Source organism: Novosphingobium sp. ERN07 (assembly GCF_012641335.1).
Taxonomy (GTDB): domain Bacteria; phylum Pseudomonadota; class Alphaproteobacteria; order Sphingomonadales; family Sphingomonadaceae; genus Novosphingobium.
This window is the reverse complement of sequence record NZ_JABAID010000004.1, coordinates 201,183-225,111: the sequence shown is the minus strand read 5'-3', so window position 1 is coordinate 225,111 and position 23,929 is coordinate 201,183. Positions and strand designations below refer to the sequence as shown.

The window sequence follows — 23,929 nt, the reverse complement described above, 5'->3', positions numbered from 1 at the left end:
TACCGAGTTGAGGTAATGAGAATATGCCAACATTCGCCGGATAATAGCGAAAAAGAGGCTAGCATTAATTACCAGAAGGAATGTTTGGGCCGTCTTTCGGAGCTGGTACACCTGCTGACGTTGTGATACTGCCGCGGCTCGGTGAGCAAGCAGGTCATCAGCGGCATTATCCTGCCTTGGCGCACGACGAGAAGGTGCAGTCCTTCAGTCAGTCGGCTGACAATCTGTCATTTTCCTGCTCGGCGATCAGTTGCGCCCGCAATGCGAGCGCATCGATCTCGGCGCTTGCGAGCTTGCAGAGTATCAGGGCTGAAAGCCGGGCCTGCTCTGCGAAACTTTCAGGCCAGGCGAACTCCTGTTCACTATGAATGTCGCCACCCCGAACGCCTAGTGTGTCGATTCCCGGGAGCCCCTGCGCAAGCAGATTGTTGCCTTCGCAGACGCCACCGGATGGCTTCCAGCCGATTGACAGGTCAAGTAGTGCGCCCAACTCGCGAACCTGGCCAAACAGGACCTGTTGGGCGTTGAAGAATGGCTTCGCCGGACGATGTACCCCGCCATGGACCTGGACGGATATGCCGCCTCCTTCCATTGTGGCGGTCGCAATGCGCACCTGCTCGTCGATCCAGATCGCACCCGCTTGGTCAGGGACTCGCACGTCGAGTCGCAGCACGGCACGGTCAGGAACCGAATTCAGCGCACCACCCCCATCGATGCGACCTACATTGATGGTGACGCCGTCCCGGACTCCGTTGAGATCTGCGAGCTTCGTAGCGATACGCGCAGCTGCGACCAGCGCGTTTCGACCGCTGGCGAAATCACGACCGGCGTGCGCGGCCCGCCCAAAAATTGCGATGTGGTAATTCCCCGACCCCTTTCGTGCTGATACGAGCGAACCATCGACAAGTGTAGGCTCGTAGGTAAGCCCTATGTGGCAGTTCCGACCAAGTTCGGCTAGCAAGGCGGCTGAGCCCATCGAGCCCGTCTCTTCGTCAGGGGACAGAAGCACCTGGAAGCCCAGCTGCGAAGCTAGCGGGTGGCGCTCGAATGCGGCGAGCGCACCCAGCATGACACTGATGCCGCCTTTCATGTCGGCGATTCCGGGGCCGTTGATGCTGCCATCGGCAAGCGGTCGAACTGCCTGAAACGGACTGTCAGCGGGAAAGACCGTGTCGTAATGTCCGGTCAACGCGACCTGAACGGGTGCTTCGGGGCGCAATCGGAGTAGGAGGGATTGCCCTGCCGGTGTAGCGCAAGCCTCGCCTCGCGTGTTTATCTGCAGTGCTTCGTCAAGCGAAATGGCTTCAAGATCACCATCAAAGGCACTTAGGACTTCGAATAGGCAATCAGCCATTGTGGCCAGCCCCAGCAGGTTGGAACTCCCGCTGTTTATCTCCGACCACTCGATCGCACGAGCAACCAAGTTCGGCCCTGTCTTCGCGACGGCATCCAGGACTGCTTGATCGGCATCGCTGATCTGGAACCGTCGAGTGCAGGATGGCCATTGCTCCACAATCAATCTCCAACTTGCCTTTGCCTTTATGGGGCGGCTTTGTTGCAACATGGCGCCCGCAATGCTTTTCCTCCCTTATGCGGCCCCCACATGATTAGTCAGGTAACGCCGCTCAGTGAGTCGCACTTCAGGCCCAAGCATGGATGTCAAATCAAGGGCTATGGATCCGCGATTGAACCTTTGATTGAGATCGGCAATCAGGAGCCAGAACACAAGCGACTTCGTTTCGCTGATATATGAGGTTTGTGAATGGAATCGACTCGCAAGCATCTTCCACCTCTATCCATGCTACTGGGGTTCGTTGTTGCCGCGAGGCACGGCACGATTTCTCAAGCGGCAAGGGAAACTGGCCTCACACAGGGCGCGGTAAGCCGGCAGATTGCCTCGCTCGAGGGCTGGGTCGGTTGTGAGTTGTTCGACAGGGTTGGACGCAATGTTGTGCTGAATGCTGCGGGAACGACCTATCTGGGCGAAATCGAACCTGCCCTCCGGCGTATCGCACGGGCAACGGGCAAGTTGATGAGCACGCCTGGGGGGCGGATCGTCGAAATTGCAACCTTGCCCAGTTTTGGCATGCGTTGGCTCGCGCCGCGCTGGAGCCGGCTATCTGCTCTCCACCCTGACCTCACGGTAAACATCTCCGCGCGATCTGAAGAATTCGACTTTGCTGTCGAGCCTTTCGATCTGGCTGTCCATGTCGGGCAAGCAGACTGGCCGAATGCCCAACATGACCTCCTTTTCAGCGAACGTGTCGTACCTGTGGTGGCTCCAGCGCTCGTCCGTGATCGCGCAATCCGCTCGCCGAGTGACCTCCGAAACATCCCTCTGCTCGTCCAGTCGCGACGTAAGGATGCTTGGAAGCGCTGGTTCGAAATTGTTTCCGTCCCTTACGAGGAGCCTCCCAGCACCACCAGTGTGGCCCACTTTTTGATGTTAGCCCAGGCTGTTGCTGCGGGAGCCGGCGCGGCCTTGTTGCCAACTTTCTTGATCGAGGCCGAGCTTCAATCTGGCAGTCTGGTTGTTCCTTTCGACGTCCCGTTGGGCGAGGACCGCAGCTACTACTTGGTCTACCCCAAGGAAAATCTGGAGAAGCAGGCCGTCAGACAGGTCCGGGATTTCATTTGCGGAGAGGCCAGCGGTCATCAGGCCTAGTGTCGGTCCGCCGCTCCTGAAGCCTATACCCATTATGTGTGGTTTCCCATCGCATGCTACGCCTGCTGGGTACGCGAGCGAACTCGCCGACCGATCATAGCGGTTGTCGCCAAGCCCATCGCGCATGCCAATGCGACGATTCCAAAGAGCATCCGGTAGCCGCTCTCGCCTGGGAAACTGTCCAGGAGAAAACCTGCAACTGGGGGCACGAAGATGTCGGGCGTAAAGCCGACCAACGAAATCAGACCGGTTGCTGAGCCAGTGCTCGATTCGGGAATCCGGCACTCCTCGATCAGCGCGAAATAGACCCCTCGGATCGCGAAGACAGCCAGCGATGCGCATGCAAGGTTTGCGATCATGATGGGGGCATTTTTTGCGGTTCCCGGAGATATCGCAAAGGTCATCATGCTTGCAACGAGGATGGCGAAGGCGAACACCACCGTCTGCCAAACTCCCCAACGGTCGGCTGCAAAGCCGGCCGCCATGGCTGCAACTGGCTTGAGCCAAATCTTCCCAACCGCAATGGCACTTGCCGCCGCAACCGACAGTTCCAGCATGCTCGAACTATAGGGCGTGAAATAATAGAGCGCCGTGTAGGCAGTGTAGCTGCTCAAGACGATCAGCGAGATCAGCCATAGGTCTGGATTTGGGAGCAATTCCCGCCATCCGCTGTAAGATGCTGCCTGCAATTTCGCGCCGCTCGGTGCTGCGCGGTCGAGCGTGAAAAACGCGATGATCCCAAGTGCGATGTTCAAAACGGCAAAGCCGATGATGACCGTGCCGAGCGCGCCGCTTGTGCTTCCCGCCCAAGCAAACACCGCGACTCCGGCCGCTCCAATAGCGCCTTCTGTAACGCCGCGGACACTTTCGAGCAGGCCAAAGGCGCGGCCCTGGCTCCCGGCGACCGCCCATTCGCGTGTTGCGCGGATCATTGTGCTCCAGCACACAACGGTCATGGCGCCCCAAAGCACGTAGAGGAGAAGGGTGAATGGATAGGACGGAAACGAAGCGAAAAACGCTCCACCTATGCCGGTTCCGATCAACCCGATCGGAAGCAGAGTGCGAGGCTTGAACCTGTCAGCAAGCCAGCCTCCCGGGACGTAGCCGATTAGTGATGCCAGGCCATATGCCGACGAAAGACTGCCGATCTGCACATTCGTTTGGCCGAGAGCGAGACGCAGGGGATCGTAATAGATTTCATGCAGAAACGGGAACAGAAACAGCGTGGTACCTGCGCTGCCCAATACCAGCATTGTGATTGACCTGCGCAAGCCTGCCCCCCGTATCTTGCATGTCAGTAAGCAGAGTGTTCAGAACGGGAGCGTTTCGCGATGTCCTCGTGTCCGAGTGCACTTGGTGAAATCACTTTGGTAAGCCGACAGCAAGTTCTTCTGATTCTCAAAATACGCATTGCCGCAATGCCTTCCGCCATTCCGTCAGGGACCCTGCGCCCAGTTCCTTCGGACATGTTCTGCAATTCCGTCTCACTCTCGGATTTGCCGACACAGTCGGCCCGAAGCCTGTTGCAGATTGATGGATCGGCTTAGCCAAAAAGCCTGGGCTTATCTGTCGCCTCCAGCTGCAATGGAATTGGAGGCAATTGACCTGCTGAAGAGAAGTAGGGGGAGCAGAGCCAATACAGCACAGCCAAGCGCCAAGGCTCCGATTTGCTGATACGTTCCTCCGTTCAGCAGGATCAGCCCTGAAATCGCGGGTGCTGATGCGCTTCCGATTCCCTGACCTCCACGCGCAACCGCGGCGAGCGGCGCTCCACCCGAGGCGGCAGCAAGGCCGAGAAGATATGGCAGAGTGAAGACATAGGCAGTGCCGGACACGCACATGGCAATTGTAAGCATCGTCTGGTCGCCCGAATGGGTAACCGCATAGGCGCCTAAGCCGGTTATCAGGTACCCAAGGACCAACGGTGGTGTCCTTCCGAACCGGGTGCCAAGCCGATGCGCCAAGGCAGGTCCGGCTAGAGAGCAAGTAGCAGAGATAGCCATTGCATAGCCGGCTTGAGCTTCGGTCACACCGATAGATTGGGCGATACCTTCAATGAAGTAGTAATATCCGTTTGCCAAAATCGCGAGGAGTGCAGCGACAAGGCCCAGCGTAACCGCGCGGGCGTCGATAGTGGCAAGATGTTGCTTCGCCGTCGTGTCGACCACCTGGGCTCGTGGAGGGATGTTTCGGAGCAATGGGACGAGGGCCAACACAACAATGCCCAAGGCTACGAAGATTCCGCGCGGACCAGCCCAGTCAGGCAAGAGTGGCAAAGTCACAAAGAGCATTACTGCCAATCCCACGACGGCGGCCCATATGAGAGCAAACGTTCTATCCGCATTGGGGGTTTCCGCAGCGGTTGCGGCAATTGCAGCATAGAGCAGCCCCTCACCGATCCCGCCTATCAAGCGTGACACAACGAGGAACTCCGCGCCATGGCTCAATGCTGAGCCAGCATAGCCAGCCAAAACCAGCAACGCACCTGCGAAAGCTAGCTTTCTTCGGTCAAGACGCAACAGGTAGGGCGCCAGTCCAATCGATACCAGCGATGCACAGGCGATCTGCCCCGCAATGATGAAGCCGATCCAACCTTCAGGAATCGCGTAGGCCTTGACTATGCCGCCAACCACAAAAGGCATCGTATAACCGCCAATCTCGGCAATCAGCGATCCCGCAAGCATTCCCGAAATCGAGGCGAAGCGTCCAAGCAAATTTTGACCTTCCGAACTCCAAACACTAGTGTATGGTAGAGAGGTTGTTTCAAGAGTCCAGAGGGCAGGCGAGTCACGTGACCGATTTTTTCGATGCAATTGTGGTAGGCGGTGGTCACAACGGTCTGACTGCGGCCGCATATCTTGCCCGTTCGGGTGCAAGAGTTCTGGTCCTCGAGCGTCGCCAAATTGTGGGCGGGGCTGCCGTGACCGAGGAAGTGATGCCGGGGTGCCGTGTGTCATTTTGCTCGTATATCGCCAGCATGCTTACCCCCGCCGTGGTCAAGGAACTGGGGCTCGCTGATCATGGGCTGAAAATGGTCGCATGCGACCCGGCGCTTAATGTGCCGACATCCGATGAGGGCCTCGTGACGCTTTGGTCCGATCCGTTGCGGACTGCGGCAAGCCTTCGGACCTACAGTCGGAAGGATGCCGACAACTTCGTAGCGGTCGAGCATCAACTCAAGGCGCTCGCTCGCTACCTGCAGCCGTTCTTTCTCAAGCCTCCGCCGGCTCTGAGCGGGAGCTTGGTCGACCGGCTCGGGGAATTGGCATCAATGGCCCGCCAATTCTGGGGAATCTCGCGAGATGAAATTGCATCGATGACGCGGTTTCTGACCGGCTCCCTCGCCGAATTTCTCGAGCGACACTTCGAAAGCGAGGAGACGCACCGGCTCTTTCTGGCCAACAACGTTTACGGCAAGCATGGGGGGCCATATGATCCGGGCTCGACCCTAGGCTTGTTGTTCCACCTGTTGGGCGGTGGTGATAATAGCATCCAGGGCTTCAGCGGCCATGTTATCGGGGGGATGGGATCAGTCAGCGATGCGCTGGCCAACGCTGCCCGGGGCTTTGGCGCCGAAATCATCACGAATGCAGAGGTTGCGCGGATCTACGTAAAGGGCGGGCGGGCATCCGGCGTCGAGCTGGTCGATGGCCGAGTGTTTCACGCCAAGGCGGTCGTGTCGAATGCGGACCCAAAGCGAACGTTCCTTGGGTTGGTCGACGCGGAACATCTCGACCCGACATTTCGATCGGACATCGCCGCCATCAAAATGGCCGGTCCTTCGGCCAAGGTGAACATGGTCCTGAGCGAGCCACCTTCGATCAGGGGCATGTCGCTCGACGCCACTCCGGCGGAACGCGCGGTCTTTTCGGTCATGGGCAGCATGGAGGCTATGCAGCGCTGCTATGATGCCTCAAAGTTCGGCGAAGTGGCAGACGAGCTGTGGGTCGATTGCGTGGTTCCAAGTTTGGTCGATCCCACGCTCTGCCCGTCGGACCGCACCATGCTCACTTGCTTTGTCCAGTATGTTCCTTTTCGGCTGCGAGAGGGGGACTGGGACTCGCGACGTGAAGCGCTCGGCGATCAGGTGGTGCAACAGATTGGCCGGGTCGCGCCCAACGTCCCTGGCAGCATCGTCGCACGTAAAGTCATCACACCGCTGGATTTGGAGCGCACCTACGGACTGACCGAAGGCAACATCTTCCACGGGGATCTCAATCTCGCCCAGTTGTTCTTCATGCGCCCGCACCCCGATTGGTCGGGCTACCGCACGCCTGTGGCCGGTTTGTATCTGTGCGGCGCGGGCACGCACCCCGGTGGGGGCGTGACGGGAGCTCCTGGCCGGAATTCAGCACAAGTCATTCTGAAGGATTTGCGCCGATGAGCCGATATTCGGCGTTCGCGCTTCTCAGGAACTGGCTTGGTGGCAATACGGATTGGGATCCGGTTTGGCGCTCCCCCGAACCGGCGAGCAGCTACGATGTGATTATCATCGGAGCTGGCGGCCACGGCCTTGCGACCGCCTACCATCTGGCCAAGCACTACAGGCCTGGACGCATTGCTGTGATTGATAAGGGGTGGCTCGGCGGCGGTAACACCGGCCGCAACACGACCATCGTGCGCTCGGACTATTTCTACAAGGAAAGTGCCGACTTCTACGACCATTCGCTCCGTCTCTATGCCAGCCTTTCGCAGGAGCTCAATTTCAACATCATGTATTCCGCCCGCGGAATCCTTAATCTCGCGCACAGCCGGCACGAGGTCGATTTTCAGCGCCGAATTGTGAACGCGATGCAGTTGAACGGGATCGATGCCGAACTGCTCGGACGGGAGGAAGTGCTCAAATTCTGTCCTGTCCTGAATGGCGATCCTAATGCAAGGTTTCCCATTTACGGGGCCATGCGCCAGAAACGAGGAGGGACTGTCCGGCATGACGCGGTAGCCTGGGGCTATGCACGGGCAGCCGATGCCCTGGGTGTCGACATCCTTCAGAATACCGAAGTCACCGGGTTCCGCCGGGACATCAGCGGCGGTGTGCAGGGCGTCGAAACAAGTAAAGGCTTCATTGGTGCGACCAAGGTGGGGATCGCCACGGCCGGTCATTCGTCAGTGGTCGCGCAGATGGCCGGTTTCCGATTGCCTGTCGCCAGCTATGGGCTCCAAGCCTTTGTCTCCGAACCGGTCAAGCCCGTCTTGCACACCGTGATCGGTTCAGCCGTGATCGGAAGCTATTGCAGCCAGTCGGACAAGGGCGGCATTGTGTGCGGTGGCGGCATCGATCCCTATCCGTCCTTTGCCCAGCGCGGAAGCGCAGCGACAATGGAAAAAGTGCTTGCCGGCATCGTCCAGCTTGTTCCGACCTTCAGTAGTCTGCGCCTCCTGCGCCAATGGGCTGGAATCGTCGACTACACGGCCGATAGCTCGCCGATCATTGACCGCAGTCCGGTACCGGGGATTTATCTGAACGTCGGCTGGGGCGGAGGCGGGTTCAAGGCGATCCCGGCCGGCGGTGAGGCTTTTGCGCACTTGATCGCGAAGGATGAGCCCCATCCGCTAACCACCGCCTTCGGACTCCAGCGTTTCAGGGATGGCGCGCTCATCGACGAAGCTGCGGCAGCCGGGATTGAACACTGACATGATGCGGATTGCCTGCCCGAACTGTGGCCTGCGCGACGAGCGCGAATTTGCCTATGGCGGCGAAGCCCATATCGACCGACCAGAGCTGGACTGCGACGACCAGGCTTGGGAGGAGTATCTCTTCCTGCGCGCCAACCCCAAGGGCGAGCATGCCGAGCGATGGGTCCATGTGCACGGTTGCGGGGTCTGGTTCAATCTGATCCGGCATACTGAAACACACGAGGTCGTAGCGGTTTACGTAATGGGAGTTGCGCGGCCGTGACCGGTTACCGACTTTCCCATGGCGGCGGCAGGATCGATCGCGGCCAGTCCATCGACTTTTCGTTCAATGGCAAGCGCTATGCAGGCCTTGCGGGCGATACACTGGCGTCGGCCTTGCTCGCCAACGGCGTGCAGCTTGTCGGACGGAGCTTCAAGCTCCATCGACCACGCGGTATTATGGGAGTCGGCTGCGAGGAAACCAACGCACTGGTTCAACTTGAGCACGGCCTATCCTCCATTCCCAACGTGCAGGCCACCATGATCGCTCTGGAGGAAGGGCTGGTTGCCCAGAGCATCAATGCCTGGCCTTCACTGACCTGGGACATTGCTGGCGTGAATGATCGTCTCCGCGGACTGTTCTCTGCCGGATTCTACTACAAGACATTCATGTGGCCGGACTGGCACTGGTTCGAATGGCTGATTCGGCGCGCCGCCGGACTTGGCAAGGTGCCGGTCGTGCCCGATCCGCAGCGCTACGAAGCGCGTCATGTGGAATGTGATCTGCTAGTGATAGGTGGAGGCAGAAGGGGGTTGGCCGCTGCGGCACAGGCAGCGCGAGACGGCAAATCGGTATTGCTTGTCGATCTGGATCAGGGTCTTCCAAGCCTTGAAGGTGTTCGGACCTTTGAAAAGACTGCAGCTCTTGGAGTCTGGGATCATGGTTTTGTGCTGGCCGCATCGGAAGGTCGGGTACTCCACCGCATCCGGGCCGAGCAGATCATTCTCGCGACGGGCAAGCAAGAGCGCGGCATCGCATTTGCGAACAACGACTTGCCCGGCATCATGCTCGCCGGTGCGATCGGCAGATATGTCGCGGATTATGCGGTGGCGCCGGGTCGATCCGGCATTTTCTTCGTCAACAACGATCTGGGCTGGCGGTCCGCTATTGAAGCTGCGCAGTGTGGTGTAGGGGTGCGCGCCATTGTCGATGCAAGGCCGCAGGTGCTGCCCGAACTTGCCGATCGCGCCCGTGCGCACGGAATCGATCTATTCTTTTCGTCATTAGTCCGGTCGGCCCATGGGCGCGGACGCGTCACCGGCGTCACCATAGAGAAGCCGGATGGCCTGAGTCGTCTCGCGTGCGACTTTGTCGGGGTCTCGGGAGGCTGGAACCCTGCTTCCCAACTGTGGACCATGGCTGGCGGTCAGACGAAGTTCAACGAGCGCAGCCAGAGTTTCCAGCCGGATGGGTTGGTCGCCAATGTCGAATGGGCAGGCCCCGAACCGATTGAGGCGGAGCCCATCTGGACTGTCCACGGCGGGGATGAAAAGACCATGTTCGTCGATTTTCAGACCGATGTGACCGTGGCAGACATCAAGCTGGCGGCCCGCGAAAACTATCGAAGCGTTGAGCATCTCAAGCGCTACACTGTGTTGGGAATGGGCGTCGACCAGGGAAAGCTGAGCTCGGTCCCCGGCGCCATGATCCTCGCGGAGACCATCGGCGCGGAACCCGGAACGCTGTCCGCAAGCAAGGTTCGTCCGCCCTTCGTTCCTACAGCCTTTGGTCTGATCGGTGCTGATCTACGCGGTGAACGCTTCCGACCTCGTCGGTATCTGCCCGCACACGAATGGCATGTACGCGAAGGTGCTGTGTTCGAGGATATTGGATGGGAAAGGCCGGCGGCATATCCGGTTGGCGGGGAAGACATCCAGGCGGCAGCTGAGCGTGAAGCCGCAGCGGTCCGAAGTGGCGTTGGTCTTCTCGACGGTTCGCCGCTTGGCAAAATTCTCGTGGCCGGCCCCGAAGCTGCAGCGTTCCTCGACCGGGTCTATGTTGGCACCCCCTCGACGCTCAAGCCCGGGCGGATCCGGTACGGGCTTGTCCTCAACGAGAACGGTACGATCCTGGATGACGGGGTCTATGCTCGTCTCCAAGACGGGAGTTTCCTGCTCAGCCCGTCCAGTGCCTTCGCTGACCGGATGGTCCGCCTGCTGGAGGATCTGCTTCAATGCGAATGGCCGATGGATGTTGTCGTTCAAGACGTGACTGAGCAATATGCTGTCTGGACTGTTGCGGGCCCGAACGCACGAAATGTGCTCGAGGCATTGCAGCCCAGTTTTGATCTCTCAAGTGAGCGTTTTCCACACTTGTCCGTCCGAGAGGGACAACTCGACGGATCGGAAGTACGTATTCAGCGCGTGAGCTTTTCTGGTGAGTTGAGCTACGAGATCCAGGTGCCAGCGGGGCAGGCGGTGCAGATGGGCGATGCGCTGATGGCGGCTGGCAAGCCCTATGGATTGGTGCCCTATGGGATAGAGGCACTCGAAATCTTGCGTATCGAAAAGGGCTACATTCATGTTGGAACTGATACCGACAGCGAGACCCAGCCCGGTGATATCGGTTTTGGCGGAGCCATCGCCAAAAAGCAGAGCGATTTCCTTGGGCGGCGAGCGCTGACGCGTCGCTCATCCTTATCGCCATATCGTAAGCAACTGGTGGGCCTGACCTCGCTTTGCGGCGGGATATTGCCGGTAGGTGGTCATGTGCGGGCTCCCAGTGGGCAGAGCGGAGGATTCGTTACGAGCAGCCAGTTCAGCCCCGTGCTGGGACGGGGCGTTGCCTTGGGATTGGTCGAGCAGGGGCAGCGGCGCCTTGGTGAAATCGTCGAGATCGTCTCGCTGGGGAGGAGTTGGCAGGCCAGGATTTCAGAGACGGTCGCCTATGACCGCGAGGGAGGTCGCCTTGACATTTGATCTCTCAATTATTCGTTTGTCGGTTGATCTGGCTCGCCATCCAGAGTTGAAAAGCCCGTTAGAGTGCTGCTTCAACATCCGGTTGCCTGATTTCGGCGAGTTGCATGGCGACACGTCCACCTGTCTAGGGCTGCGCGCCAGTCGGTGCGACTGGTTACTGCTGGGCTCTGCATCTGAAATGGCCGGTCGTGTTTCTGGGATGAGGGCGCAGCTTGCCGGGGCACCCGCAATCATCACCGATGTATCCGACAGCTTTGTTGCTGTTCACAATGTCGATAGCGTGCAGCTGGCGACGCATTCTGCTGTGTTGCTGCGGGGGGATGAAGCGCGGCCAATGCAGATCGGTCAAGTCGATGTCATGGCGTTTTGTCAGAGGGGCTTGGTGACCATTTTAATACCCCGGTCATATCGCGGCGCACCATGTTGGCAGGATCTAACTCATAAGCGGCAATAAGGCTGCGCTTTTGGGTAGTGCACAAGCCTCTTCGATGCCAAGGTATACCAAAGAGGGATTTCGCAGTTGACAAGGGACGTCAAAGCGAATATTTTCTCTTGATCGGTATACCATGGGGGCGGATCGTGACAGACACACTGGGGAGAATCAATTCCTTCGGCCGGCTAATGGCTGCAACTATGCTCGCGCTACCGCTCGCGTCGCCTGCGCTCGCACAGTCCACTGAAACAAGTGACGAACAGCCGGCAATCGGAGAGATCGTCGTTACGGCGACCAAGCGGCCTGAGCGCCTGCAGGACGTGCCAATCTCGGTACAGGCTGTCACAGGTGACCTTCTTCGAAGCGGCGCAGTGCAGAATTTCGAGGATGTGCAAGTTCCAGGGCTTCGCGTGTCGCGAGGCGGTATGGCTGATACCATCACCGTTCGCGGAATCGGTTCGGGGCAGAATTTGGGCTTCGAACAATCTGCGCCCATGTACATCGATGGCATCTATTATGGTCGGGCCCGCACCCAACGCCTTGGCTTCCTTGACATTGATCGAATCGAATTTTTGAAGGGTCCACAACCAACGTTTCTGGGCAAGAATGCAATTGCGGGCGCCATTAACGTAGCCACCCGCCGGCCTGGTGATAAATTTGGTGGTGAGATTGAGTTCAGCTATGAACCGGTCACCAATGAAAAGGCGGCATTTGGTGCAGTCGACATCCCTCTTGGGCTGGACTGGTCCACCCGTGTCGCCTTGCGATACCGAAAGTCTGAAGGTTATCTCACAAACACGATAACCGGTCGCAAGGAACCCGAGATTGAAGATCTTCTGGGTCGTATAACGATCACAGGAAAATTGGCAGACAGGCTCACGATGACGGCCATCGGCTACTTTGGGAATAATGACGACCGAGGACGCAATAACCAGTCGGTCATATGTCAGCCCAATTTCCGGCGTGACATTTCCGACGCAGTTCGTGAGCCTTGTCTGTTCGATCGCTTCAAAGCCTCGAGTGGACTGATCCCGTCTGCTGCAGAAATAGCGCGGCCAGACCTCTATACTGACGATAATGGTGGTTCATTCTATAATCGCTTGCGCTCGGGCGGCGGCACACTTTTGCTGGACTATGAATTTGGTGATGGAGTGACGCTGAGCTCCGTGACGGGCTACTACAAGTACAAAAACTACCAGTTTATCGATACCGATCAAGGTGTTGCCAATTATTCCACAGCGACATTCACCGAACGCTATGATCAATTCAGTCAGGAACTCCGCCTGGTTTCGCCCAAGGATGGTGCGTTCAAATGGTTCCTCGGAGCTTATGTCGACAAGAACAACAACGATGTTATCAGCACCTCGGACAACGATGCGCGTAATCTACTGCCGCTCGTGGTCCCGCCTCCGGCAGGGTCGACCAACCGGACTCCGGCATTTGTAAACGCTCGTATTATCGGTAGCGTTCAGGACAGCGTCGAAGATGCCTCATCATGGGCGCTGTTCGGGGAGGCGAGCTATGCCTTCGGTCCGGTGACGATCCGTGGCGGACTGCGTTACGAAGAAGTCAAGAAGGATCTCGCATTTTCCGGGTGTGAATCTACTCCCTATGCGGGCTGCACTCCCCTACCAATCCTCACCGCGAGCCGAAAGGATGAGAAGCTCCAGCCGGCCATCACGCTCGAGTATCGTCCGGCGCAAGATGTGATGATCTATTCCAGCTTCAAGAAGGGTTTCAAGTCGGGGGGGTTTTCGGGCACGGATGGTGGACCATTTAACCCCGAGAATGCAAACGCCTATGAGATCGGTTTGAAAAGCCGTTTCTTCGACCGACGAGTTTTGCTCAATCTCACTGCATTCCGAAGTGATTACAAGGACCTACAGGTTTCTTCCTTCGATCCCGCTACCTCTAACTTCCAGACAACAAATGCGGCATCCGCGCGCACACAGGGTGTAGAAGCGGAACTCCAGTTTGCGGTGGCAAGGAACTTCAGACTTTCGGCCAATATCACTTATCTCGACGCAACATACGAGAACTTTGCCACCGCGCAGTGCTTCGCAGGCCAAACAGCTGCTCTTGGCTGCAATCCTGCAAACAACACGCAAAATCTGTCGGGTATTACAACCCCATATGCACCAAAGTGGTCGGGAAGCATTGCTGCGGACTGGTCACAGGAGATCGGGAGCGGGTTGACGCTTCGGGCAGGTAGCGACCTCTATTTCACGAGCCGGTTCGCGACCTTGACCGACATCAATCCGAACTCCTTCCAGGAGAAATTTGCCAAACTTAACGCGAGGGTCGGCCTTTCAAGCGAGAGTGGCTGGGATTTGTCGCTGGCGGTTCGCAATCTGACAGACAATCGTACGGCAGCGTTCAAGAACACGATCCCGGGCGGATTCAACTCCATTGCCGCATTCACCGAACCGCCGCGCACCTTTACAATTCAAGCGCGCTACCGGTTCTGATCCGGCGAACATGCAGAGCCGGGCTGGTATTGATTGGCCGGCTCTGCCAGTTCAAGGGCTGTCGGGGCTGGAATGAGCAACGCAAGAAAGAGAGATCCGAAGCACATCGTCGCCGCTATCTGCATGGCGTTGTCTGGCATGGCAGCGCTGGTTTACCAGATCGTCTGGACCCACAAGATGGCGATGGCGATTGGAACGGCACAAAGCGCCGTCGCGATCATGCTGGCCAGCTTTCTTGGCGGTCTTGCGCTGGGCGGTTGGATGGCCGCGCGCTGGCTCAATTCTGGCGTCGATGCAGGCAGACGCTACGCGTTTCTAGAGCTGTTCATTGCGGTCTGGGCCATCGCCGTTCCTCTGCTATTTCCTCTGTTGCAGACGCTGCTGATCGGACTGTTGTCGAGCGGAGCGCATTTGCCGCCTGATGCAGGTTGGGCCCAGTTCTGGGTCTATCTTACGATCGTTGCAGCGGCCTTTGCACCACCGACCATCGCCATGGGAGCCACGCTGCCAATTCTGGTGCGCGCGGTGCGCTGCGGTGTGGACGATGTCGCTGGCCTCTATGCGCTGAATACGTTCGGCGCAGCGGCAGGAGCGATGCTGGCAGGCTTCCTACTGCTACCGTCTTTGGGACTGACTGTGGCCAGCCAGTTGGCCGCAGCGGCCAATATTGTGGCCGCTGTCTTGGCTTGGCGCCACCTGCGCTCCAACGGCCCCGAAAAGAAGCACGATGCGGGAACTGCTGCTTCGCCTGTTCAACGGGTGCTGGTTGCGGCGTTTCTGTCCGGGGTCGCTACTTTCGCACTTGAGGTATTCTGGACAAGGCTGCTGGCAATTCCCTTTGGGGGGACGACTCAAGGCTTTGCGTTCATGCTGGGCCTATGGCTGACGGGACTTGCGCTCGGTGGACTCTATGCTGCGCGGAAGCCGGGAAGTGCAGCCATGGCGCTCACGTTCGGCGCAATCTTGTCCTCGCTGGGCTATCTCGCAATCCTTATTACGGGAGCTGCTGAGAAATCCGCGGTTCTGGCTCTGTTTCCGGGAGCCATTGCCTTCGGCATGGCCTATCCGCGCTTCGTCGAGGCGGCAGGCGGAGACCCTGCGAAAAGCGCGGCTGTGGTCTATGCCTCAAATACTGCGGGGGCGGTAGCAGGCGCTATGTTGGCTGGCCATTATCTGCTGGAATCGTACGGCTTCGGCGGAACGCTGCTTGTTGCAGTAACGCTACTTTTCTTAGCTGCTGCGGCCGTTTCTCACATATCAAAACAAACTTATGCATTCGCAGCAGGCGCGCTTGCGAGTATCGGCGGGCTCGTAATTGGAGTGCCGGAACCCTACTCGCTGCTCAAGGCCGGTGTCGTAGACAGAGACACATCCGGTGATCTGGTTTCGCTCAATGTGGGGCGCGTTGCAACAGTCGAAGTGCGCGACCGTGATGACGGTGTACTTATTCGAAGCGATGGGCTGCCGGAAGCACTGGTGCCGCGGGCGGGTACGCCACCAGCCCTGAATGATCAACACTGGCTGACTATTCTTCCATCGCTCGCACGACCGCAGGCCAGATCAATGATGGTGATCGGTCTTGGCGGAGGCGTCAGCCTGGAAACGGTCCCTTCGTGGATCAGCGCCATAGATGTTGTCGAAATCGAAGAACGTATCATCGATGCCAATCGCAGGATTGCGTCGCAGCGTGCGGTGGATCCGCTATCTGACGCCCGGGTCAAGATCGTCCACAATGATGCACGTAACGCAATGCTGCGCACTGGCAAACGCTACGACATCATTGTGTCACAGCCGTCGCATCCTTGGACGGCGGGTTCCTCGAATCTATACACGCGACAGTTTGTTGCGCTCGCCAAGGCGCGCCTCGCCGATCATGGAGTGTTTGTCCAATGGATGAACGCGTCCTTTGTTGATCCACGGTTACTCCGATCTTTCCTCGCAACGCTTGCATTTGAGTTCCCCAATGTCCGGGTATACGAACCGGTTCCGTTCAACTTGATCGTCATGGCTTCGGATGCTCCCATATTGCCAGAGAGCGGGCTTGCTGTAGTAGGGCCGGCCGATGTCCGGCTGCTCGATCGAGCGGGCATCCTGGATGCGGACGATTTCGCCTGGTCGCTCCTCCTTGATGAGGGAGCAGTGCGACGGGCTATTGCAGGGGCCTTTCCGATCAGCGACGACAGGAATTCAATGGCTTTTGAAACAGGGCCGGGGCGGGGAATCCTGACCCGGACGGGACTCGATGCCTTTACCCAAAGGCCTGCGGGCGTGCGGGCCGGTAGCGACTATTCCCGCCTGCGGCTGGCGCAGGCAGGCCTGCTGCCATTCACGCCGGTGACGGAGAGTGGGCTGGTGGCGCTGGCCAGAGCGAAAGGCGCAGCTGGTGATTATGCGGCGCTGGCGGGGATGGATCGGCAACTTGCGTCCGTGACACCTGTTGAACCGGGGTATGCAGCCGCAAATCAGCTACGCTCGGCCTGGCGCCTTGAACGGATTGCTTCCGTCGATCCCCGGCAGCGTGCAGCCATGGCCCAAGAAACGCTGACTATCGTTGATGCCGCGCTGCGCGTCGAGGCAACCACCGATCTGCTGATCCAGCGCGCGACTCTTGCGCAAGTGATCGGCGATCATGCGATGCTGGTGGAAACTGCGCTCGCCTTTGCCGTTGTAGCGAGCCAGTCGAGGGGTGGAACTCTCGAAGCGCGCCGTTCGGAGGCGTTAAAGGCCGCCCTTGGGAGGCTGGAGTCGTCACCGATCCGCCAGCGCGCCATTGCCGCACTTGACGGCGTTGCGCAAAGATAAGGAAACTGTGACGCGGGGCTTGACAAACGTGGCATTGGACAGCCCGCAACAGGTCGTCAACCTGCTGGGCTCATTCCGTTCAATCAAACACAATCGTTCGGGATCCGTTCAGTATGACACGCTGCTCGACATGCCAGCGGACGGCACGCGAGAGGACTGATGCCTCGACTTCCTGACCAATAAGCGTGAGTTCCTCGGCGGTACGAGAATGACTTACGCGCCGCGTGTCCTGCTCGATGATCGGGCCTTCATCGAGATCGGTTGTAACGTAGTGAGCCGTCGCACCGATGAGCTTCACACCCCGGGCATGGGCCTGGTGATAGGGCTTGGCACCTTTGAAGCTTGGAAGAAAACTGTGATGAATGTTGATGCACCGCCCAGCGAGCAATGCGCAAAGATCTGGTGACAAGATCTGCATGTACCGAGCCAGAACAACCAGATCGATGTGATTCTCTTTTACCAGTTTGAGAAGAGCCCGTTCCTGCTCTGGCTTGGTCTGCGGAGTGACGGGCAGGTGATGATACGGGATGCCGTTCCACTCGGTGAATGAGCGCATGTCCTCGTGGTTCGAAACAACAGCTCGGATCTCCACTGGCAGTTGGCCAGCGCGCCAGCGGTAGAGCAGATCATGCAGGCAATGCCCGAAGCGCGAAACCATCAGCAGGATTCTTGGCTTCCTTGAGGCATCGGTGAAGGTCGCTGTCATATCGAACCGTGATGCAATGGGTGCGAAAGAGGATTCAACCTCAGGCAGCGAGGGTATCGCTGCTGACACCGGCTTGAATACGATCCGCATGAAGAAGTCGTCGGCATCCTGATGCTGGTGCGACTCCACGATTGTGAAGTTGGATTCGGCAAGAAAGCCTGTGACAGCCGCGACGAGTCCTGGCCGATCAGTGCAGCGAATGGTAAGGAACATTTTGTTTGTCATATGGATTACGAAGCCATTTCCACAGCAGCCTCAGGTCATTCAATGACCATACAGCAGTGTATGGAAATCGCAAGCGTTGAACTCTGCTCCTGCGGAGCCTATTGCCAACGCGCGGGCCAACTGGCGACTCGTAGATCCTGGCGTTGCGCAAATTTGGTGGGATTGAGGTGGTCAAGGTCCCCATTCTTGCCGTTCTGTTATGAGGTGGGGACATCAGGATGCCTCGCTTTATGCGAATTTGGCATGCTGTTGTTTGATCGTTCGTAATTTTGAGCGGGGTACGGACTGGTGGGAGGTGCGGTGAGCAGCGAAGGAAGCGCCGGTACATTGCGTCGGCGGACAAAGCCCCCAACGTCCAGTTCAAACCGGACCTCGTCGCGCTTAAGTCGCGAAGACTGGATCAATGCAGCGAAAACTATGCTGGTCGAAAGCGGTATTGACGGCGTAAAAGTCGATTTGCTTGCAAAGCGCATGAACGTAACTCGCGGCAGCTTTTACTGGCATTTTGAAGATCGCGACGCGCTGCTCGATGCACTGCTGCATTTGTGGGAAGCAAGTAACACCGAACCAATGCTGGCGGCGATCAAGGCGGCCGGCGCACGCGGCGATCGCGAGGATTTTGATGCGACTGTCGGCCGCTTGTGGATCGACGAAACCGAATTCGACCCGGCATTTGATTCGGCAATCCGTGACTGGGCACGAACCGATCCCGACGTTGCGGAAGCTGTGCACCGCATCGACGACATTAGAGTTGCTGCCTTTGCGGAGATGTTCAAATCTTATGGCTTCACGGGCGACGAAGCGGAGGTCCGCGGTCGCATCATCTATTATCATCAGGTAGGCTACTACACCCTCGGCATCCGCGAAAGCAGCGCCGAGCGCAAGCGCCTTGGAGCGCTCTACGACAAGGTACTGCTCTACTGACTTATGGCTCCAGCCCCCAACCTGTCAGCAAGGTATTTGCGGATGTCGAGGCTGTCGTCTTCCATTGGTGCATACCAGCCATGTTCGAGCGCTCCCATGCTCATACCCTGCTGGACGCGTTCGCAGACTGCCCAATCCTGGCGGTTCGTGATGTCCCAGAAGTCGATCGCGTCGGAACCGTTGAAATTGGGTTGGGAAATCTCCTCCGGATCGAAGAGAAAGCGGCATTCGACAATCGTCTTTTCGGCTGAGATAGGCCAGAGGATGAAGGCGGCACCGTGTTCTGCGCTCATTGAGAGCATCATGTTCGGATAGACGAGTTCGCCCTTGTGCCGAACCAACTCGAATTCGTCGAGCCCTGCGAACGGCTTGCGGGACGTCGTGCCGGTGAACGTGTAGGTCCAGGCTCCTTCGCGATGGGGTACACCATTTTCCCAGTCGAGTTCGAGACCACCCTTCTTGCGGAATACCGGCACGATTTCGCAAAGTTCCGGATGGACACCGCTGCAGTGATAACATTCATTGTAGTTTTCGGCGATGACCTTCCAGTTCGCGGCGACCTCATATTTGATGGTATGCGCGGTCTGTAGTCGGTCCAGCGGGTAATTTGCGAGCCGTTTCGGAGCGAGACCAATATCAGCAACCCCAAGTGCCCTGGGTATCTCTTCCCCAAGCTCTGGGCGCAGTTTCAAGAAGATGAACCCGCCCCAGGTTGCGATACCAACCGGGATCAGGCTGAAATCTTTCACATTGAAATCGTCCGATTTAGTCAGGTGAGGTGCATTGATCAGCGCGCCGTCGAAACCGTAGGTCCATTGGTGATAGGGGCAGCGAATGAAGCCCCGGTCAATTCCCCCGTTGAGGGTAACCCCCCATTTCGAATCATCACCACAAAGTTTTGATCCGCGGTGACGGCAGATATTCTGGTGGGCGCGCAGGCTGCCGTCTTCGAGACGCCCGACAATCACGCTCTCTCCAAGGACCGGCACTACGATAGCGTTGCCGGGTTCTGGTACGTCTTCGCAACGCGCTACACATACCCATTCCCGGCTAAAGAGTGCGCTGCGCTCCCGCTCGAAGAACGCTGGTTCTGTGTAACACCGGAATGGCAAAGACGCCTTCATGGCTGAAGATACAAACTGACTCATCATGACCTCTCGCGAATCCGAATGGGCTCCTTTCCATATTGCCAATGGGTCTTCAATACAATACAGTTCTGTATGGTTTTGATTCGATGCCGTTAAAATGCTGAGGTCAAAAAGGGAGGGATTGATGAGATTCAAGCGGTCAATTTTGCTGCAGACTGCAAGTCTCGCAGTGATGATGCATCCGCAATCTGCGAGCGCTCAGGAGGTTGATCGCAGCGGCTCATCACAGGCCGACGAGATTGTGGTCACTGCTACCCGCCGGGAAGAGACCGTCCTCGATGTTCCTTACAACATCAGCGCGGTTTCAGGAGATACGCTGGAGAAGGCTAACATCACCGATCTTGCTGGGTTGCGGAATAGCACGCCCGGTCTGATTGCGGTTGACTACGGTCCGCGTGCCAACGGCTCGAACAACAACTTCATCATTCGCGGCGTATCGACTGACGCGATTGGTGGGGGTGGAACATCGTTTCCCCGGCTCGGAAGTTCTGCGACATCGACCTATATCGACGACATCCCTGTTTTTGCGAACCTCAAGCTCAGCGATATTTCCCGCGTCGAAGTTTTGCGCGGGCCGCAGGGCACGTTGTTCGGTGCGGGGTCAGTTGGCGGAACAATTCGGTTGATCCGCAATCGCCCCGACATTGGCAAGTTCGATTATGAAGCGAACCTCGCCGCATCGACGACGCGACATGCAGGCAAAGCTGGCTATGACACTGATGTCATGCTGAACGTCCCCATCGGTTCCACGTTAGCCCTGCGTCTAAATGGGGGCTACGAGTATCAGGCCGGGATCATCAACGCGACTAATGCCTATGTTTATGACAAGGATATCAGGTTCAATCCGGAAGCGCAGGTTGTGCTGGCTAATCCGGCAAGCCCCCTTACCAGCCCAGCCGTGACCCGGGCGATCAAGGACATTGACTGGGCGAAAATCTGGTTCGCCCGCGCCGCGTTGCGCTGGCAGCCCACCGATGCCGTGGACATCGAGGCGAGCTATCTTCACCAGAACACCAAGGCAAACGCATTCCCGTTCCGCACTGGCAATTCCGGCTATGAAAATCGTCAGTTTATCCCGGTAAGCCCAATTGATACGGATATCGATCTTGCATCGCTTACCGGGACAGTCGACTTCGGATTTGCGACGCTGACATCCGCGACCTCCTATTCCCGCAGCCGGTCGGATGACCTGTTCGATAATTCCCAGATCGCCAATGCGTTCATCCAATATTATGGAAATTATCCACGTGCTTCGACCACGAATTATAACACAGTTAAGGATCGTTCATTTGTGCAGGAGCTGCGGCTGGTTTCGAATGATAGTGACACGTTCGAATATGTGATTGGGGGATATTACCAGAACCGTGAACAGGGCACATTCTCTCTCTCGACAGTGCCAGGACTTGCAGCCTATTCGACATTGCCAGGAAGCGGCGTTTTTCTTGACACCTATGCCAATGACGTGGTTCTCTACTTCGGAGGGGTTCGGCCCGGCACGCTCAATCCGCCCGACACCTCCTTCACCTTCGATCGTCAAGTGCGTTTTGAGGAGCTGGCGGGTTTCGGGGAATTTACCTGGCATGCGACCCCCGCCTTGTCGTTCACTGGAGGTGCGCGAGTATTTAATCAGAAGTTCCGCCAGAGTACAGTTCAGACATTTCCGACGCTGGGGCTTTTTGGCGGTGATGGTGCGTCAAGGGATCCCGCCTATCTCGCGAACGGGACGTCGCAAGGTTCCGGCTCGCGTTCGGAAACTAAGGCCATTTTCAAAGGGAACGCATCGTACGAATTCGGCGACCAGCTGGCCTATTTCACCTTTAGCCAAGGCTTCCGCTCGGGCGGCGCCAACGCCTACCCGATCGGACCACGATCCTGTCCGGCCTGCGATCCGGGCACCTTCCTGAACTATGGTCCGGACAGCGCCAACAATTACGAGTTCGGCATCAAGGGCCGGTTGCTGGACCGCGCGATCAGCTACTCACTTGCTGCGTTTCGCATCGACTGGCAAGACATCCAGATTGAAATTGCCTCCAGGGCCGGTACACCAACAATTGTCAATGGCGGCCGGGCCAGATCGCAAGGGATCGAGTTTGAGGCTCAGGTGCGTCCGACCTCAATGGTCACAGCATCAATTTCCTACGCCTATACCGATGCCAAGACGACCGAAGTTATTGGTCCGATTGCCTTCGGCGGGCGCAACTTTATCGCACCTTCTGGTACCCGGCTGCCCGGTTCGGCGCGGCACCAGGTGGGTGCCGCCATTGATATTTCGGTTCCGCTGGGTAGCAACAAGGATCGGACCATCGACTTCCATGCCGATGTGAACTGGCGGAGCGATGTACTGTCTAGCCTCGATCCAAATTCTCCGGGATTTGCTAGGCTCGATGGGTTCGCCATGACGAACATGTCGGTCGCCTATGACTGGAGTTCGGCGCTGCGCATGCAGATCTTTGTGACGAACGTGTTTGACGTCGATGGCATTTCAGCGAAAACTGCCGGAAATAACCTTGCGCCGCCGAACATCAGGGCCTTGTACCGTGGGGACTATATTGCGCGGCCGCGGACAGTGGGAATTCGCCTGACGTTGAGACAGTGAGCAAAACGAGGGCAGCACTTGAGCAGGCGCGCGGCGCTCTTGCCGGGAACAGGCCCGACCTCGCGAGAGCTTGCCTGACGAGATCTTTCGACGAGCTTGTCGCTGATGTTCAGGCTGCGGCGATGGCTGGCGATCTCGCGTCCGCTGCGGGCGACTACCGCCTAGCCAACCGCTTTTTCGACAGCGTGCTTACACGCGAGCCGAACCTGGTCGGCGTGCGTTTCAATCGCGCGGCGACGGCTCGCTTTCTTGGTGAGCTGGAATCTGCCGAAAAGGACTATGATGCCGTCATAGCTGTGGACCCTGCAGATAGCGAAGCGTGGTTAAATCGTAGTCATCTCAGGCGCCAAACAAGCGTTCGCAATCACATTGCACAGATCGAGACAGCACTGGGCGGTGATCACCCGGCTTGGCAGCATCGAATGCGGCTACTTTATGCGCTTGCAAAAGAGCGGGAGGACCTTGGTCATGTTGCCCAGGCCTTTGCTGCCCTGGACGCAGCCACCAAGTTGCGGCGATGCCATCTGGATTATGACATTGGCGATGATCTCGCGGCGCTAGCGGCAATTCGCAGCACCTTTACTAGTTCTACCTTGGCGTCGATGGGCGAGGGATTTTCCGGTGCTGCGCCGATCTTTGTCCTTGGCCTGCCGCGCTCGGGGACGACCCTGGTGGAGCGCATTCTTGAAGCTCATCCCGACGTCGTATCTGGTGGAGAGATGTCGGCCTTCGCGCGCGCGCTGGAGCATTGCGCAAAAGCGAGTGGATTCCGGGGGGGCGGCAAACATGCCTTGATCCCGTTCAGCAAGACGCTGGATCCAGTCATGTTGGGTGAGTTCTATCACGCGCTCGCATCGGCAGGCCGGGACCCGTCACTGCATATTATCGACAAACTGCCGCTCAATTATCTCTATATTGGGCTCATCGCCAAAGCTTTGCCACGTGCGCGCATCGTACATGTCCACAAGCCGCCACTTGCGGTGGGCTGGGGCATGTTCAAGACGCTGTTCGTACAAGGCTATCCTTTTTCCTATGATCAGGTTGAGCTTGGACGCTACATCGCGGCATTCCATAGGCTGATGGACCACTGGAGCCGCGAACTGCCCGGCAGGATTCACCATGTTTTTTATGACGATTTGGTGCGCGATCCGACAACCGGCATCCGCGAACTCGTGGCTGCCTGCGGCCTCGACTGGAATGAAGATTGCCTGTCACCACACAAGGGGTCAACTGCGAACACCTCGCACAGCGCGGCCCAGATCAGGGAGCCCATTCATACGAGGGGGTTGAGCGGATGGCGCGATTTTGCGCCCTATCTGGAGCCGATGCGCAAGGCGATGCTGGCAGAAGGCCTCGTAACAGAATGA

Annotated in this window: 16 protein-coding genes; 11 read left to right on the top strand and 5 right to left on the bottom strand. The window is 57.9% G+C overall.

Features of this window, described 5'->3' with window-relative positions; translation table 11 throughout:
* Positions 1 to 208: 208 nt before the first annotated feature.
* Positions 209 to 1,564, bottom strand: a complete 1,356-nt coding sequence (locus HGI47_RS08295; protein ID WP_118074337.1) for a hydrolase — start codon at positions 1,562 to 1,564, stop codon at positions 209 to 211.
* Between the two features lie 198 nt (positions 1,565 to 1,762).
* On the opposite strand from HGI47_RS08295, the gene HGI47_RS08290 reads away from it, so the two are divergent.
* Positions 1,763 to 2,665, top strand: coding sequence for a LysR substrate-binding domain-containing protein (locus HGI47_RS08290; protein ID WP_118074336.1), 903 nt, complete (start codon positions 1,763 to 1,765; stop codon positions 2,663 to 2,665).
* Positions 2,666 to 2,721: 56 nt separating this feature from the next.
* Here the strand turns inward: HGI47_RS08290 and HGI47_RS08285 are convergent, their stop codons facing one another.
* Both HGI47_RS08285 and HGI47_RS08280 read right to left on the bottom strand, forming a co-directional pair.
* A complete protein-coding gene (locus HGI47_RS08285) occupies positions 2,722 to 3,918 on the bottom strand; it encodes a nitrate/nitrite transporter (RefSeq protein ID WP_162896112.1) in 1,197 nt (398 codons plus the stop codon).
* 309 nt (positions 3,919 to 4,227) lie between these two features.
* Positions 4,228 to 5,379: an MFS transporter gene (locus tag HGI47_RS08280; RefSeq protein WP_168852290.1), complete on the bottom strand. Its 1,152-nt coding sequence runs from the start codon at positions 5,377 to 5,379 to the stop codon at positions 4,228 to 4,230.
* Positions 5,380 to 5,456: 77 nt separating this feature from the next.
* Here HGI47_RS08280 and HGI47_RS08275 point away from each other — a divergent pair, with 77 nt between their 5' ends.
* From HGI47_RS08275 to HGI47_RS08245, 7 genes are all read left to right on the top strand, one after another.
* Positions 5,457 to 7,049 (top strand): NAD(P)/FAD-dependent oxidoreductase, encoded by a 1,593-nt coding sequence (locus tag HGI47_RS08275; protein ID WP_168852289.1) that lies wholly within the window; start codon positions 5,457 to 5,459, stop codon positions 7,047 to 7,049.
* Entirely contained in the window at positions 7,046 to 8,299 is a 1,254-nt protein-coding gene (locus HGI47_RS08270) for a sarcosine oxidase subunit beta family protein (RefSeq protein WP_118074332.1), read from the top strand. The genes HGI47_RS08275 and HGI47_RS08270 overlap by 4 nt, the downstream gene beginning before the upstream one ends.
* A complete protein-coding gene (locus tag HGI47_RS08265) occupies positions 8,289 to 8,564 on the top strand; it encodes a sarcosine oxidase subunit delta (RefSeq protein ID WP_240950077.1) in 276 nt (91 codons plus the stop codon). Before HGI47_RS08270 ends, HGI47_RS08265 begins: the two co-directional genes overlap by 11 nt.
* Positions 8,561 to 11,260: a 2Fe-2S iron-sulfur cluster-binding protein gene (locus tag HGI47_RS08260; RefSeq protein ID WP_168852288.1), complete on the top strand. Its 2,700-nt coding sequence runs from the start codon at positions 8,561 to 8,563 to the stop codon at positions 11,258 to 11,260. The genes HGI47_RS08265 and HGI47_RS08260 overlap by 4 nt, the downstream gene beginning before the upstream one ends.
* Complete coding sequence (locus HGI47_RS08255; RefSeq protein WP_168852287.1) at positions 11,250 to 11,714, top strand: hypothetical protein; 465 nt, start codon at positions 11,250 to 11,252, stop codon at positions 11,712 to 11,714. Before HGI47_RS08260 ends, HGI47_RS08255 begins: the two co-directional genes overlap by 11 nt.
* 125 nt (positions 11,715 to 11,839) lie before the next feature.
* Positions 11,840 to 14,161, top strand: coding sequence for a TonB-dependent receptor (locus HGI47_RS08250; RefSeq protein WP_168852286.1), 2,322 nt, complete (start codon positions 11,840 to 11,842; stop codon positions 14,159 to 14,161).
* Positions 14,162 to 14,233: 72 nt separating this feature from the next.
* Positions 14,234 to 16,963: a fused MFS/spermidine synthase gene (locus tag HGI47_RS08245; protein ID WP_118074328.1), complete on the top strand. Its 2,730-nt coding sequence runs from the start codon at positions 14,234 to 14,236 to the stop codon at positions 16,961 to 16,963.
* 79 nt (positions 16,964 to 17,042) lie between these two features.
* Here the strand turns inward: HGI47_RS08245 and purU are convergent, their stop codons facing one another.
* Positions 17,043 to 17,894, bottom strand: coding sequence for a formyltetrahydrofolate deformylase (gene purU, locus HGI47_RS08240; RefSeq protein WP_118074327.1), 852 nt, complete (start codon positions 17,892 to 17,894; stop codon positions 17,043 to 17,045).
* Between the two features lie 288 nt (positions 17,895 to 18,182).
* On the opposite strand from purU, the gene HGI47_RS08235 reads away from it, so the two are divergent.
* Positions 18,183 to 18,818 carry a TetR/AcrR family transcriptional regulator gene (locus HGI47_RS08235; RefSeq protein ID WP_346766774.1) on the top strand — a complete coding sequence of 212 codons (636 nt, stop codon included), beginning with the start codon at positions 18,183 to 18,185 and terminating at the stop codon, positions 18,816 to 18,818.
* On the opposite strand, the gene HGI47_RS08230 is transcribed toward HGI47_RS08235, so the two are convergent.
* Positions 18,812 to 20,101, bottom strand: a complete 1,290-nt coding sequence (locus HGI47_RS08230; protein ID WP_205525209.1) for an aromatic ring-hydroxylating dioxygenase subunit alpha — start codon at positions 20,099 to 20,101, stop codon at positions 18,812 to 18,814. The two genes, HGI47_RS08235 and HGI47_RS08230, sit on opposite strands and share 7 nt — an antisense overlap.
* Here HGI47_RS08230 and HGI47_RS08225 point away from each other — a divergent pair.
* Together HGI47_RS08225 and HGI47_RS08220 are read left to right on the top strand one after the other, a co-directional pair.
* Positions 20,091 to 22,562, top strand: coding sequence for a TonB-dependent receptor (locus tag HGI47_RS08225; protein WP_162896107.1), 2,472 nt, complete (start codon positions 20,091 to 20,093; stop codon positions 22,560 to 22,562). The genes HGI47_RS08230 and HGI47_RS08225 overlap by 11 nt on opposite strands.
* Before the next feature lie 122 nt (positions 22,563 to 22,684).
* A complete protein-coding gene (locus tag HGI47_RS08220; RefSeq protein WP_168852284.1) occupies positions 22,685 to 23,929 on the top strand; it encodes a sulfotransferase in 1,245 nt (414 codons plus the stop codon).

What these genes read in the sequence shown, in the direction of transcription:
- HGI47_RS08295 (WP_118074337.1), bottom strand. Translation starts at nt 1,564, where the DNA reads ATGTTGCAACAAAGCCGCCCCATAAAGGCAAAGGCAAGTTGGAGATTG.
- HGI47_RS08245 (WP_118074328.1), top strand. Translation starts at nt 14,234, where the DNA reads ATGAGCAACGCAAGAAAGAGAGATCCGAAGCACATCGTCGCCGCTATC.
- HGI47_RS08285 (WP_162896112.1), bottom strand. Translation starts at nt 3,918, where the DNA reads ATGCTGGTATTGGGCAGCGCAGGTACCACGCTGTTTCTGTTCCCGTTT.
- HGI47_RS08220 (WP_168852284.1), top strand. Translation starts at nt 22,685, where the DNA reads ATGGCTGGCGATCTCGCGTCCGCTGCGGGCGACTACCGCCTAGCCAAC.
- purU (WP_118074327.1), bottom strand. Translation starts at nt 17,894, where the DNA reads ATGACAAACAAAATGTTCCTTACCATTCGCTGCACTGATCGGCCAGGA.
- HGI47_RS08290 (WP_118074336.1), top strand. Translation starts at nt 1,763, where the DNA reads ATGGAATCGACTCGCAAGCATCTTCCACCTCTATCCATGCTACTGGGG.
- HGI47_RS08225 (WP_162896107.1), top strand. Translation starts at nt 20,091, where the DNA reads ATGAGATTCAAGCGGTCAATTTTGCTGCAGACTGCAAGTCTCGCAGTG.
- HGI47_RS08270 (WP_118074332.1), top strand. Translation starts at nt 7,046, where the DNA reads ATGAGCCGATATTCGGCGTTCGCGCTTCTCAGGAACTGGCTTGGTGGC.